This is a genomic window from Paraburkholderia sp. J8-2 (assembly GCF_905220195.1).
Classification (GTDB): Bacteria; Pseudomonadota; Gammaproteobacteria; order Burkholderiales; family Burkholderiaceae; genus Paraburkholderia.
In genome coordinates, this window is record NZ_CAJMZA010000029.1 from 15,886 (window position 1) to 29,374 (window position 13,489).

A 13,489-nucleotide genomic window follows, 5' to 3' on the forward strand; every position below is an offset into this window, starting at 1 on the left:
CGTTTACGTTAATTAGACATCCTGATCATAAAAATCAGAACTGGAGGCGTGAAGTGAATCGGAAGAACACCTATACGTACAACACCAGGAGGCAAGCATGAGAATCCCGCATACCCGGCGGCTTTTCACGAGCGCGCGCGCTCGTGCAGCCTCGCTACTTTCGCTGTTCGCCGTCTTCGCGGCGGCCACGCTCGTCGCCGCGTGCGGCAGCGGGGGCAGTGGCAGCAACAGCAGCGACGCCTCGAAAGCGCCGCTCGCAGTCGTGGCGCCCGTAGTGGATTGCTCGAAGCTGGCTACGGTCGATATCAGCGATATTGGCGGTACGGGCAGCTCGATTACATCGGCTGCCGTGACCACGGCGACCATCAATGGGGCTTCGGTCAGCTTCTGTACCGTGAAGGGCACGCTCGCGCCTTCGAATACGTTCGAAGTGGCGCTGCCGGTGAGCACGTGGACGCAGCGCTTCGCGGCGCTGGGTTGCGGGGGCTTGTGCGGCAACGTGAGCGACCCGACCCAGCAGTCGTCGTTCAGCTTCAGCTACACGTGTCCGCTCGTGCAGGAAGGCGGCTTCGTGACGGCGGCGACGGACATGGGCCACGCGGGCAACGACGCCTCGTGGACCACCGACCCGCAAAAACAGGCCGATTTCGCGTATCGCGGGCAGCACATCACGACGCTCACGGCGGAAAAGCTCATCAAGGCCTACTACGGGCAGGCGCAAAAGTACGCGTACTTCATCGGCTGTTCGGACGGCGGCCGCGAAGCGCTCATGGCGGCGCAACGCTACCCGAGCGACTATAACGGCATCGTTGCGGGCGCTCCGGCGGCGCACTTCCAGATCCAGAACTCGCTGTATCACGGCTGGAGCGTGGAGTCGCAAAGCACGACCGGCGACAGCACCGGCAACGCCACGCTCTACGCCGACAAGGCGCTCGTGCTGCACAAGGCGGTCGTGGCGGCATGCGGCGGCCAGGCGGGCGTGCCCGACGGCCTGATCGCCGATCCGCGCACCTGCAATTTCGATCCCGCATCGATCCAGTGCGCGCAGGGCGCGACGAACACGAGCAACTGCCTGAGCGCGGCCGAAGTCGCCACCGCGAGCAAGATCTATGGCGGACCGGTGGACGCGACGACCGGCGAGCGCATGCTGGCGGGCTCCCCGCAAATGGGCTCGGAAGAGAACTGGGTAGGCGTGGAAGTGCCGACGACGAACTCGACGGCCGCGCCGGTTTCGGTGAAGAACCTGTTCAGCTACATGATCGTGACGGGTGCCTATAACCTGATCTTCACGGGCTCGCCCGCCATGCCGACCATCGACACGTTCGGCTACACGGATGCAAGCTTCTACCCGACCTACCTGCAGGCCAACCATCCGCTGATGGACGCGACGAACCCCGACCTCACGGCGTTCAACAAGGCAGGCGGCAAGCTGATCCTGTGGCACGGCTGGGCGGATCAACATATTTCGCCGCTCTTCACGATCCAGTACTACGAGGCCATGCAGAACACGATGGGCGCTTCGAGCGTGAGCAATTTCGCGCGCCTGTACCTCGTGCCTGGCGTGGCGCACTGCGGCGGCGGCGAAGGCTTCCCGAACATCGACCTCGTCTCGCAGATCACGGCGTGGGCCGAGCAGGGCACGGCGCCCAACGCGGTCATGACGTACCAGACCGATTCGTCGAACAACGTGACGGCGAGCCGCCCGGTTTATCCGTATCCGGCCGTCGCGCAGTTCACGGGCACCGGCGACTGGCACCTCGGCGCCAACTGGATGCAGGGCGCACCGTTGTACAACCAGCCCACGCATACCTGGGCGGGCTCGAGCTTCTATACGTCGTACACGCCGACCACGCAGGGGGTGGCAGCGCCTTGACAGGAAAAGCCGCATGATTCGCAGTTGAACCGGCCAGCCCTTCGGGGCTGGTTTCGTTTGAGCTGCGATAACTGAATCGCATGGCAAATGCGAGGCAGTGAAAGTAAGCCGTATCGCGCCGCCCCGCGATGTAGCGGCGACTGAATTCCGCACGATCGTCCGTCACGTTTGCGAATCCTTTCGGAGAGCATCGATTTTGTTTATTGCGCTGGATTCGAATCCAGCCTCGGGCCGCGACAGGCAAAGCGCGGGCTGATTGGGTCCAACCTTTATGCGGCGCGGCTTTCAGGCCGATAACGCAGGAGCGGGCGTGCCGGAATGGCCCATGCGAACGGGCATACATGTACCCAATATGTGGTTAACCCGCACTTTCAGGCGAGGGGTTGGCCACCTATCGTGCCCCCGACGGATAGCAGTTCGTAGAAATTCGACTCGGGCACGAGCGAGCGGCAGACCACAGAACGGACAGGAGACGACAGATGTCTGGCAGCAAAACAATTGATATCAAGGCGTTCATCGACGAACGCCACATTTCGGCGTACCAGTGGCTACTGGTGGCGCTGTGCTTTCTCGCGGTGACCGCCGACGGCATGGACGTGGCCATCATGGGGTTCGTGGCGCCCTCCATCATTCACGAGTGGGGCATTTCACGCCCCGAGTTCGGGCTTGTCATGAGCGCGGCGCCCATCGGCCTCGTGATCGGCGCGCTGGCCGCCGGTCCCGCCTCCGACCGCGTGGGCCGCAAGTGGGTGCTCATTACCTCCGTGTTCCTCTTCGGCGTGTTCACGATCCTCACGGCGTTCACGCAGTCGCCGGTTTCCATGGCCGTGCTGCGCGTGCTGACCGGCATCGGTCTTGGCGCGGCCATGCCGAACTCCACGACGCTGCTCTCGGAGTACTCGCCGCAACGCCGCCGCGCGCTGCTCATCACGATCATGTTCACGGGCTTCAACCTCGGCTCGGCATTGATCGGCTTTGCGGCGGGCTGGCTCGTGCCGACGCACGGCTGGCGCGCGGTGCTGATCTTCGGCGGCGCCATTCCGCTCGTACTCGTGCCGCTGCAGGCCTGGCTGCTGCCGGAATCGGCGCGTCTGCTCGCCGTGCGTGGCGCCACGAGCAAGCGCATTGCCGCGACGCTCAACCGCGTGACCGGCGCCAACTTCGCGGGCGACGAGAATTTCGTCTCGACGGAACCGCCGCTGCCCACGCGCAAGCCGATCGGCGTGCTGTTCTCGCAAGGCTATGGCGTGATGACCCTCGCGCTGTGGGTGACGTATTTCATGGGCCTGCTCGTGATCTATCTGCTCACAGGCTGGCTGCCCACGCTGATCAAGGACGCGGGCCTGTCCATCACGGTGGCGGCGAACGTCACGGCCATGTTCCAGATCGGCGGCACAATCGGCGCGGTGCTGGTGGGCTGGGTCATGGACAAGGTGCGTCCGGCGCGCGTGATCAGCGCGGCGTATGTCGGCGGCGGCATCTGCGTGCTGGCGCTGGCCGGCGTGGGCGCGCTTTCCTCGTCGCTCGCGCTGCTGGTGTTCGCCGCGGGCTTTTGCATGAGCGGCGCGCAAACGGGCCTCAACGCCTACGCGCCGGGCCGCTACCCGACGGTTGCGCGTGCAACGGGTGTGAGCTGGATGCTGGGCATGGGCCGCTTCGGCAGCATTTTCGGCTCGGCCATTGGCGGCGCGCTGCTGGGTCTTGGCTGGGAATTCGCCGCGATTCTCGCGATGCTCGCCGTACCGGCCGTGCTTGCGGCGATTGCGATCCTGGTTTCGCAGCGTGCGCGTCATTCGGAACCGGCTACGCAGGTTAGCGCGGCACACTGAGTTTTTGGGTAGGCAATAGCGCTGGATTGAACGGCGCGGTGGTGCGATTTGCACTGCCGCGCCGTTTTTTTTGTTTGCCGCAAGAACGCGGCCGGGTTAAATCCTGAATGCTCCCACCGTTTCGATCACGGTTTCCGCATTCCTGCCGAGCGTATTGGCCGAAATCGAAAAGTGATTCACGAGCGCGCTGTCCTGTTGCGTGAGCGCTTCGATATGATCCAAAGCCTGCTTGATCTCGGCAATGCCAGTGCTTTGCTCGCCGGTCGCGGTATTGATTTCGTCGATGAGCACATTCACGTCGCGCACGGCCTGAACCGCCTGCTGCATCTTCTCGCGGGCCGTTTCCGTGAGTTGGCAACCTTCCTGAACCTTCTGCGTCGAGTCGACGATGAGACCGGCGATCTCTTTGGCCGCCGTGGCCGCGCGGCCCGCGAGATTGCGCACCTCGCTCGCCACCACGGCGAAGCCGCGCCCGTGCTCGCCCGCGCGCGCTGCTTCCACAGCCGCGTTGAGCGCGAGAATATTGGTCTGGAAAGATATTCCTTCGATCACCTGAATGATCTCGCCGATCTTGCGCGAGGCCTCGGTAATGCCCTGCATCGTCACCGTCATGGCTTCCACGGCGCGGCCGCTCTCTTCGGTGATGGCGCGCGCCTGGCCCGCGCTGGTGGCGGCCTGCCGCGCCGCATCGGCGGTTTGCCGGACATTGGCCGCAATATGCTGCATCGACGCTGCGGATTGTTCGAGGCTCGCCGCCTGCGATTCGGCGCGCGCCGAGAGCTTCTGGCTGCCTTCGGACACGGTCACCGTGGCGGCGCTCATGCGCGCCATCTGGTCGCGCGCGTCGCCTACGATGGCGCGCATGTTCAGGCTGACCTGGTTGACCGATTGCTCGAGCTTGCCGACCACGCCGGTGGGTTTCCAGGTGTTCTCGACCTTCTGCGTGAGGTCGCCCATGGCGAGCCGCGTGGCCGCGCCGAGCAGGCGGCGCAACGGGTAGATGAACATGAAGCGCATGCGGTATTCGGCCAGCACGCCGAACGCCACGCAGGCGGCAAGGCCGATTGCCGTGCGCACCGGCGTGATCGACGATGCGCCGCCGTCGATGATGACCCCCGTGACCATGCCGGCCGCCGCAAGACCGCTCGTGAGCAGATAGGTCTGCGTCTTCATGGTGGGATGCACGAAGCGCGAAAGCCGTCCCGCCATGTCTTTGCGAACGATTGCGCCTGCCTGCAGATGGTGGACAGGCCGGCTGGCTCTTTGCTCCGCGAGCAAGGTCGCATACAGCGCTTCGGCGGCGCGCACCTGATCGCGTGAAGCGGCGGTGTGGACGGCCCGGTAAGCAACGACATGCTGCCCTTCGACGATGGGTGTCACGCCGATCTGCACCCAGCAATGCCGGGCGTGACTGAAGCGGTTCTTCAGCACGCCGATCCAAGGCTCGCGCTTTTTCAGCGTGGCCCACATGTCGCGATAGACCTCGGCCGGCATGTCGGGATGGCGCACGACGCTATGAGGCTGCCCGACCAGCGCCTCGCGAGAAAAGCCGCTGGCTTCGATAAATGCGTCGTTGCAGTAGGTGATGACGCCGCGTGTGTCGGTCGTGGAAACGAGCAATTTTCCGGGTGGGAGAGCGGCTTCTCCATGATGGTCCGGCTGGGTCGATGGTTCCGTGTGCACTCGTGGTCTCCTTTGTTTTTTGATTGGCCTTCGGACGTTCGCTGCTTATCGGCCGGAGATATCGATCATGAATGGGGCGGTTCAAGGCCAAAAACCGCCGCTGCCGCGCGGCAGGGCGATAAACGAAGCGAAGCGCAGTGGCGTGCGCCGCGGGGCAGAAGCGCAAACGCCCGAGGCATAAGGCTCGCAGCCGGAAAAGTGGAGTACGCAACGAGTTTGCGCACGTATTCGGATGCATGACAGCCGATAACTTCTTCGCAAGTTCCGCAAAGCAGATTCGATACGACCGTTCGAAAAGCGTTCAGCAAAAATCTATGACGGCGGCGCATTTCGAATGACAACGCGTAGCCTGGCCGCCCTACACTGCCTCCGGTCAGTTGAGAACAGACGAGACACGAGTCCGGATGAATCGACATATGGCCGGTGCGAAACCCTGCCGAACATGGCAGGCGGCGTCCCGGCACGATAACGATGGAGGCTTTATGCGCAAGTTGATGTTGGTCGGGACGGCGACGACGCGGCCCGAGGCGATCGGATCGCTCTTCAAGCTCGAGCCCGGCGGCGAGTGGCAACAGGTGAGCGATATTCCTGCGGATGCGTCGGTGCAGGCCATCACGCCGCATCCCAGCCGCGAGAACGTGATCTACGTGGCCGCGCGCAAGGGCGTCTACCGCTCCACCGACGGCGGCGCCTCGTGGCACAAGCTGCATGTCACGGACGAAAACGTGCAGTTCTGGAGCGTGGCCGTGAGCCCGCATGATCCGGACATGCTGATCGCCGGCACCGCCCCGGTCGGCTTCTATCGCAGCGATGATGGCGGCGAGACCTGGCGCAAATGCAAGGGCGAGCATCCGGAGCGCTACAAGATCTCGTTCGGCGGGTCGCGCGCCATGCGCGTGGCCTTCCATCCGACCAACCCGAAGCGGCTTTACGCGGTGGCCGAAATCAGCGGCCTGTACGTCAGCGAGGACGGCGGCGACAGCTGGCGCGGCGAATCGCAGGGCCTGTCCGTGCTCGCAGCGATGCCGCATTTGAAGAACACCGAACTGACCGACGATGATACGGAGGGCATGTTCGACGCGCATGCGGTGTCGATCTCGCCGGCCCGGCCGGACTCGATCTTCTACATCTGCCGCCTGGGCATCTTCGAGAGTGGCGATGGCGGCAAGAGCTTCCGCGACCTGGAAGTCCGCAAATACGCCCCGTTCAACTATTCGCGCGAATGCCGCGTCGTCCATGGCCAGCCGAAGAAGATGTATGCGTGTTTCAGCATCTCGTCGCGCAGCGCCGCGGGTGCGCTCTATGTGAGCGAAGACCTGGGCGCCACGTGGGCGCGCGCCGATGCCCAGGTCGAACCGCGCAGCACGATGATGGGCTTCGGCGCGCACGTGAGCGACCCCAACGGCGTGATTACGGTGACGCGCGGCGGCCAGGTGTTCTTCACGACCGACGGCAGCAAGACGTGGACCGAAAAACAGTTGCCGGCGAATGCGGGTGACGCATTCTGCGGCGCAATGCTCTGAGCGCGGAGGAACGAACGACATGGCTGAACGACTCAACGGCGTGATCCGCGCACTGGAAACCGGGCGCGGCATCGCTTTCACTTCCTTTATTCAGGCCGAAATCGAAAACGCGGTCAGCTTTGCGCAGTCGTCGAACGACGGCGTGGTGTTCGAAATGGAGCACACGCCCTGGGACATTTCCGCCTTGCGCAACGCCATGCAGTTCTTGCTGTTGCGCGAGCGTATTGCGCGAGCCGGTACGGTTGCCTGCCAGATGACACCCATCGTGCGCATTCCGCCCAGCGGCAGCGAGATGAACCAGTGGTTCGCGAAGCAGGCACTCGACCTCGGCGCCTATGGCGTCGTGTGGCCGCGCATCAGCACACCCGAGCAGGCATACAACGCGGTGGCCGCTTGCCGCTATCCGCGCCTGCCGGACAAGCCGCTGTACGAGCCGGCCGGCTTGCGCGGCGACGCGCCCATGCCCGCTGCGCGCTACTGGGGACTTTCGCAGCAGGAGTATTACCGCAAGGCCGACGTATGGCCGCTCGTGCCCGAAGGCGAGATTCTCGTCACGCTGATGATCGAAGACGTGGCCGCCATTGAAAACCTCGAGGAGATGGTCAAGCGCGTGCCGGGCATCGGTGTGCTGCTGATCGGCGAAGGCGATCTCACGCAGGAACTCGGCTGCCCGCGCGAATACGACAATTCCGAGTTGCTGCGCCTGATGGCTCACGTGCGCGAGATTGGCCGCGCCTACAACATTCCGGTTGGTCATCCGCACGTAAACGAAGGCAACGTGTCGCGCGTGATCGAGGAGGGCTACCGCTTTCTGATGACGTTCCCGAAGCGCGATTTCGGCGCGCTGGACAAGGGCCGTCAACTCGCGGGCCGCGTGTGAGCCCTGCGCAACAAGACGAAGCAATACGGGAACGTCAACATGACTGAAAAACTGTCGATCGTGCTGGGCCGTCACGGTCAGGTCGAGGATTTGCGCAGCGGCGCGGTGCTCGTGGAAGGCGTCGAACTCGATTTCATCGAAATCAAGCGCATGCCTGACGCTTATCGCAACATGGCGCGCAGCCAGCCCTACGATATTTGCGAAATGGCGCCGACGTCGTACCTGATGGCGGTGGCGGCCGGCGCGCCGATCACGGCACTCGCGCTGCCCATGACCCGGCGTTTTCGCCACGCGGGCCTGCAGCGGCTGCGCGAATCGTCGATTCGCCATCCAAAGGATCTGGAGGGGCGTGCCGTAGGCGTGCGCGCCTATTCGGTCACGGCGGCCGTGTGGACGCGCGGCATCCTGGCCGAGGAATACGGTGTCGATTTCGGCAAGGTGACGTGGCTCACCGAAGAAGACGAAAACGTCGAGACCTTCGTGCCGCCCGCCAATGTGCGGCGCGTGGCAAACAGCACGTCGCTCGCCGCCATGATGGAGGCGGGCGAGATCGAAGCGGCATTCGGCGGTCTCGCCGGTGTGGGCGCGGATCTCGACGACCGCCTCGTGGATCTGGTCGAAGACGCCGCGGCGCGAGAGGCCGACTGGTATCGCCGCACGGAGATTTACCCGCTGCATGGCGTGATCGTGGTGCGCAACGACGTGCTCGCGCGCCATGCGGATTTGCCGCGTCGTCTGTTTGCGGCTTTCGTCGCGGCGAAAGAGAACTATCTCGCCCGCGTGCGAAGCGGTGCTGCGGACGGTGCGGAAGACAAACGCTATCGGCGTCTCGCGGAACTGGTTGGCGATCCGCTGCCTTATGGCCTCGCACAGAACGCAAAATCGTTCGATGCGCTGGTGCGCTACGCCCACACGCAGCGGCTGATTCCGGAGCGAGCGCCCATCGCCTCAGTGTTCCTCGATCCGGCAGTCAATGCATAGGATGACATATCAATCAGGAGGAAGACGATGACAACTGTTCAAACCCTCGCCATTCCGACGATGCTTGGGACCTACCCCAAGACCCAGCCTCTCAAGGACGGCACGCTCGCTTCGCCGCTCGTGCATCTGGATTTCGCCGCGGTGGACACGGCACAAAAAGCCTTCAAGGACGTCGTGCGTCACGAGAAGTACGACGTGGCGGAGCTGGCGATCATCACGTTCCTGCAGGCGTTCGAGGCGGGCAAGCCTTATGTGATGCTGCCGTTCGTGATGAATGGAGGCTTTCATCACAAGAGCATCGTGGTTCGCGACGACGCGACGTTCACCGCGAGCGAGCTGGCCGGGCGCAAGGTGGCGATGCGCGCTTATACGCAGACCACGCCGACGTGGGTGCGCGGCATCCTTACCGACGACTTCGGCGTGCGGCTCGCCGACGTGCGGTGGTTGAGCCAGGAAGGCGCGCACGTGGCCGATTACGAGGAACCCGCATGGGTTTCGCGACTCGAATCGACATCGAGCCTTGAAGCCATGCTGCGCGCGGGTGAAGTGGACGCCATCATCGCGGGCGGCGGGCTTTCGGGCGAGCCGGGCATTCGTCCGTTGATTCCCGTGCCGGCCGAGGCCGCCGCCGCATGGCAGGTGCGCCACCGTGCGGTGCCGATCAATCACGTGGTGACGGTCAAGCGCTCGCTCGCACAGAATCACCCGGAAGCCGTGCGCGAGGTCTATCGTCTGCTTGGCGAGGCGAAAGATCTTGCACAGCAGGGGAAGCCACAGGCCGCGATCGATTTGCAGCCCACAGGATTCGACAGCCTGGCCCCTGCCGTAGAGCTGGCCGTTCGCTACGCGTTCGAGCAACGGCTCATTTCGCGCCGATATGCGCTTGAAGAGTTGTATGGCCCCGTGCTCGATATTCTCGGCTAGGGGCGCACACGAGTCACACAGCAAGACAGAACACGATACGGAGACAAACTTGGCTTCGACTATTTCAGGCATGGCCCACGTCCGGCTGAGCGCCCCCGATCTCGGGCGCATGGAAGCCTTTCTCGAAGACTTCGGCATGGTGAAAGTCCATCGCGACGACAAGCGCCTTTACATGCGCGGCATCGGCGAAGCGCCTTTTCTGCACGTGACCGAACTGGGCGACCCCGGCGTCGTCAGTTGTGCCTATGAATTGCGCGACGCCGCGCTGCTCGCGGAGCTCGCGAAACTGCCCGGCGCGCGCGGTATCGAGCATATCGACGAACCTGGCGGCGGGCGCCGCGTGCGCGTGCAGGACCCTAACGGCTTGTGGCTGGAGTTCGTCACGGAGCGCGAGCCGGTGGCACGCCTCGCACCGCGTGCACTGGTGAGAGGCGCACAGGGCGAGAGCCGCGTGCTCGGCCCGGCGCGCGTGGAGCGCATTGCTCATACGGCGTTCGCCACGCCGAACCTGCCTGCCTCGATCGAGTGGTATCAGCGCACGCTCGGCGTAATTCCCACCGACGAATTGTTCGTGGGCGAACCCGACAACGTGATTGGCCAGTTCAATCGCATCGATCTCGGCGAAACACCCGTCGATCATCACATCGTTTTCCTGCTGCGCGGGCCGCGCGCCGGTTTGCACCATGTGTCGTACCAGGTGGAGGGGGTCGACGACATCTTCTTCGGCTACGACCACCTGCATCAGCGTGAATACGATCACGTGCGCGGCATTGGGCGGCATGCGTTGGGCAGCCAGATTTTCGACTACTGGATGAGCCCCTTCGGCCAGATGCACGAGCACTGGATCTCGCAGGAGCGCATGACAGCGAAGAGCCGCTTCAACCCTATCCGCATCGGCGACGGCATGAGCTACGACACCGGCGAAAAGCCGCCCGAGCGTTTCGTCAAGCAGGCCACGCCGCTCGTGGCGTGGCAGGACTAGCCGCTCGCCCCTTTTTCAACGAACCAGGTAGCGTTTCATGATCATCGATTGTCACGGTCACTTCACGACCGTTCCCAAGACGCTGCACGAATGGCGGCGCAGGCAGCTCGAACATGCAGGCCCCGTGTATGGCGCGCCGCTGGCTATCAGCGACGACGAATTGCGCGAGGCGCTGGAGGGCGGCCAGCTCAAGGCCCAGCGCGAACGCGGCCTCGATCTCACGCTGTTTTCGCCGATCGCGGGCCAGATGGGCCACCACCTCGGCACGCTCGAGCAGGGTATCGAATGGGCGCGGGTGTGCAACGACCTCATTCATCGCGTGGTGCAGTTGTATCCGGAGAACTTCGCAGGCGTGTGCCAGCTGCCGCAGTCGCCGGGCAAGGACGTGAGCGCGTGCGTGGCCGAACTGGAGCGCTGCGTGAAGGAGCTGGGCTTCGTCGGCTGCAATCTGAATCCCGATCCTTCGGGCGGGTACTGGACCGATCCGCCGCTTACGGACCGCCACTACTATCCGCTCTACGAGAAGATGGTCGAACTCGACGTACCGGCCATGATCCACGTGAGCAGTTCGTGCAACCCGTGTTTTCACCACGTGGGCGCACATTATCTGAACGGCGACACCACGGCGTTCATGCAATTCCTGCTCGCGCCGCAGCTGTTCAAGGACTTCCCCACGCTGCGCTTCGTGATTCCGCATGGCGGCGGCGCGGTGCCGTATCACTGGGGCCGTTATCGCGGGCTTGCGCAGGACCTGGGCTTCCAGGCGCTCGAAGAAGGCCTCATGAACAATCTCTTCTTCGACACCTGCGTATATCACCAGTCGGGCGTGAACCTCCTCACTGAAGTCGTGCCGCACAAGAACATTCTGTTCGGCTCGGAGATGATCGGCGCGGTGAAGGGCATCGATCCGCGCACCGGCCACCACTACGACGACACGAAACGCTACGTCAGCGCCACGCCGCACCTGTGCAGCGAGCATCGGCACGACGTGTTCTGCAACAACGCACTCAATGTCTATCCGGGCCTGAAGTACCGCTGCCAGGACTGAAGCCATCACGAAGCGAGAGATAACTCATGGATCTTGGAATCGCAGGAAAGACGGCGCTCGTCTGCGCGTCGTCGCGCGGTCTCGGCCTCGCATGCGCGACGGCGCTGGCGCGCGAAGGCTGCCGCGTGTATCTCAACGGCCGTCACGCCGACGCGCTCGAAACCGCCGCGCAGCAAATCGAGGCGGCAACGGGCAACCGTCCGCACCTCATCGTCGCGGACCTGAACACGGAAGCGGGGCGCGAAGCGATCGTCGCCGCGTGCCCGGCGCCGGACATTCTCGTGAACAACAACGCGGGTCCGGAGCCGGGCAAGATCGCCGACTGGACCCGCGAGGACTGGCTGGCCGCGGTGGAAGGCAACATGCTCGCGCCGATCTTCCTCATCAAGCACTACGTGAGCGGCATGCGCAGCCGCAAGTTCGGCCGCATCGTCAATATCACCTCGGCGATGGTGAAGTCGCCGAGCGCGACGATGGGCCTTTCCGCCGCCGTGCGCGCCGGTCTGACCGCTCTCAGCAAATCGGTGCAGCGCGATTGCGTCGTAGACAACGTCACGATCAACAACATGCTGCCCGAGCGCTTCGACACCGACCGTCAGCGCTATATGGCCGACCGCATGTCGAAAAAGGACGGCATCACCGTCGCGCAAGCCAAGGAGCGCATTGCCGCGACGATCGCCGCGAAGCGCCTGGGGGACCCCATGGAGTTCGGCGATGCCTGCGCCTTCCTGTGCAGCGCACAGGCGGGCTTTATCTCGGGACAGAACCTGCAGCTCGACGGCGGCTCCTATGCCGGCCTCGTCTAACGCGCAGCACACGTAACGCATTCAGAGGAGATTTTCGATGAAATACGCGAGCTTTTCGGTAGAAGGACGCGATACCTACGGTATCGTCGAGGGCGACAACGTGATCGATCTCGGCAAACGCATCGGCAACGAATACCCCACGCTCAAGGCGCTATGCGCCGCTGACCTGCCGCACGAAGTTGCACGGGCGGTGCAAGGGCAGGCCGATTACGCACTGCAGGACATTACGTTTTTGCCGCCCATTGCCGACCCGACGCATATCTGGTGTCTCGCGCTGAACTACGTCGAGCACCACAGCGAAGTGCAGAGCGCGGGCCGCGTGCAGGAGCTGCCGAAGCAGCCGGCGCTGTTTGCGCGCGCAAGCGATTCGCTGGCGGCGCACGGTCAGCCGCTGCGCCATCCGGGCGTTTCCGAACAGTTCGACTATGAAGGCGAACTTGTCGTGGTGATCGGCAAGCCCGGCTATCGCGTGAAAGCCGAAAACGCCTTCGAGCACGTGGCCGGCTACACGATCATGAACGAGGGCAGTGTGCGCGACTGGCAGTTCCACACGCGCCAGATCACGCCTGGCAAGAACTTCTACCAAAGCGGTGCGATCGGTCCCTGGATCGTGCCGCGCGGGGAAGTGGGCGACGTGGACGCGCTGCGCATCCAGACGAAGCTCAACGGTCAGGTCATGCAGGACGACACCGTGGCCAGCATGGTGCACAAGATCCCGCGCTTCATCGAATACGTTTCGTCGATTGCGCCGCTGTGCCCCGGCGACATTCTCGCCACGGGCACGCCGAGCGGCGTGGGTTTCTCGCGCACGCCGCCTGTCTTCATGAAACCCGGCGACGAGTGTGAGATCACGATCGATCGCATCGGCACGCTGCGTAACAAGGTGACCGGGTAGCAAACCTGGTCGCGCGCCGCCCGTGCGCTGTGGTATATCGATCGTACGTCTCGCTTGTCACGTTC

The 13,489-nt window shown here is 63.8% G+C and carries 11 protein-coding genes; 10 read left to right on the forward strand and 1 reads right to left on the reverse strand.

The genetic code is table 11. The features are described 5' to 3' along the window. The first annotated feature begins 97 nt into the window (after nucleotides 1-97). Both U5A52_RS34960 and U5A52_RS34965 read left to right on the forward strand, forming a co-directional pair. Nucleotides 98-1,873, forward strand: a complete 1,776-nt coding sequence (locus U5A52_RS34960; protein WP_321938539.1) for a tannase/feruloyl esterase family alpha/beta hydrolase — start codon at nucleotides 98-100, stop codon at nucleotides 1,871-1,873. Nucleotides 1,874-2,352: 479 nt separating this feature from the next. After that, entirely contained in the window at nucleotides 2,353-3,702 is a 1,350-nt protein-coding gene (locus tag U5A52_RS34965) for an aromatic acid/H+ symport family MFS transporter (RefSeq protein ID WP_321915159.1), read from the forward strand. A 96-nt stretch (nucleotides 3,703-3,798) separates the two neighbouring features. Here the strand turns inward: U5A52_RS34965 and U5A52_RS34970 are convergent, their stop codons facing one another. After that, nucleotides 3,799-5,385: a methyl-accepting chemotaxis protein gene (locus U5A52_RS34970; RefSeq protein WP_321938541.1), complete on the reverse strand. Its 1,587-nt coding sequence runs from the start codon at nucleotides 5,383-5,385 to the stop codon at nucleotides 3,799-3,801. A gap of 482 nt (nucleotides 5,386-5,867) precedes the next feature. Between U5A52_RS34970 and U5A52_RS34975 the strand changes: the two genes are divergently transcribed. Genes U5A52_RS34975 through U5A52_RS35010 form a run of 8 tightly spaced genes read left to right on the forward strand, consistent with a single transcriptional unit; the run spans nucleotide 5,868 to nucleotide 13,424 of the window. Beyond that, nucleotides 5,868-6,908 carry a hypothetical protein gene (locus U5A52_RS34975; RefSeq protein ID WP_321938542.1) on the forward strand — a complete coding sequence of 347 codons (1,041 nt, stop codon included), beginning with the start codon at nucleotides 5,868-5,870 and terminating at the stop codon, nucleotides 6,906-6,908. Nucleotides 6,909-6,927: 19 nt separating this feature from the next. Next, on the forward strand, nucleotides 6,928-7,788 hold the full coding sequence (locus U5A52_RS34980; protein ID WP_321938544.1) for an HpcH/HpaI aldolase family protein: 861 nt from the start codon (nucleotides 6,928-6,930) through the stop codon (nucleotides 7,786-7,788). Between the two features lie 39 nt (nucleotides 7,789-7,827). Continuing rightward, the gene (locus U5A52_RS34985; RefSeq protein WP_321938546.1) at nucleotides 7,828-8,769 is read left to right on the forward strand and encodes an ABC transporter substrate-binding protein; all 942 of its coding nucleotides are present in this window, start codon (nucleotides 7,828-7,830) and stop codon (nucleotides 8,767-8,769) included. Between the two features lie 27 nt (nucleotides 8,770-8,796). Continuing rightward, nucleotides 8,797-9,693: a hypothetical protein gene (locus tag U5A52_RS34990; RefSeq protein WP_321938548.1), complete on the forward strand. Its 897-nt coding sequence runs from the start codon at nucleotides 8,797-8,799 to the stop codon at nucleotides 9,691-9,693. A gap of 49 nt (nucleotides 9,694-9,742) precedes the next feature. Further along, entirely contained in the window at nucleotides 9,743-10,675 is a 933-nt protein-coding gene (locus tag U5A52_RS34995; RefSeq protein WP_321938550.1) for a VOC family protein, read from the forward strand. A gap of 37 nt (nucleotides 10,676-10,712) precedes the next feature. After that, nucleotides 10,713-11,723: an amidohydrolase family protein gene (locus tag U5A52_RS35000; protein WP_321915152.1), complete on the forward strand. Its 1,011-nt coding sequence runs from the start codon at nucleotides 10,713-10,715 to the stop codon at nucleotides 11,721-11,723. 26 nt (nucleotides 11,724-11,749) lie between these two features. Then, entirely contained in the window at nucleotides 11,750-12,529 is a 780-nt protein-coding gene (locus U5A52_RS35005; protein ID WP_321938552.1) for an SDR family oxidoreductase, read from the forward strand. 37 nt (nucleotides 12,530-12,566) lie between these two features. After that, nucleotides 12,567-13,424, forward strand: coding sequence for a fumarylacetoacetate hydrolase family protein (locus tag U5A52_RS35010; protein WP_321938553.1), 858 nt, complete (start codon nucleotides 12,567-12,569; stop codon nucleotides 13,422-13,424). Nucleotides 13,425-13,489 lie beyond the last annotated feature (65 nt).

What these genes read in the sequence shown, in the direction of transcription:
- U5A52_RS35010 (WP_321938553.1), top strand. Translation starts at nt 12,567, where the DNA reads ATGAAATACGCGAGCTTTTCGGTAGAAGGACGCGATACCTACGGTATC.
- U5A52_RS34980 (WP_321938544.1), top strand. Translation starts at nt 6,928, where the DNA reads ATGGCTGAACGACTCAACGGCGTGATCCGCGCACTGGAAACCGGGCGC.
- U5A52_RS34960 (WP_321938539.1), top strand. Translation starts at nt 98, where the DNA reads ATGAGAATCCCGCATACCCGGCGGCTTTTCACGAGCGCGCGCGCTCGT.
- U5A52_RS34975 (WP_321938542.1), top strand. Translation starts at nt 5,868, where the DNA reads ATGCGCAAGTTGATGTTGGTCGGGACGGCGACGACGCGGCCCGAGGCG.
- U5A52_RS34990 (WP_321938548.1), top strand. Translation starts at nt 8,797, where the DNA reads ATGACAACTGTTCAAACCCTCGCCATTCCGACGATGCTTGGGACCTAC.
- U5A52_RS34965 (WP_321915159.1), top strand. Translation starts at nt 2,353, where the DNA reads ATGTCTGGCAGCAAAACAATTGATATCAAGGCGTTCATCGACGAACGC.
- U5A52_RS35005 (WP_321938552.1), top strand. Translation starts at nt 11,750, where the DNA reads ATGGATCTTGGAATCGCAGGAAAGACGGCGCTCGTCTGCGCGTCGTCG.
- U5A52_RS35000 (WP_321915152.1), top strand. Translation starts at nt 10,713, where the DNA reads ATGATCATCGATTGTCACGGTCACTTCACGACCGTTCCCAAGACGCTG.
- U5A52_RS34985 (WP_321938546.1), top strand. Translation starts at nt 7,828, where the DNA reads ATGACTGAAAAACTGTCGATCGTGCTGGGCCGTCACGGTCAGGTCGAG.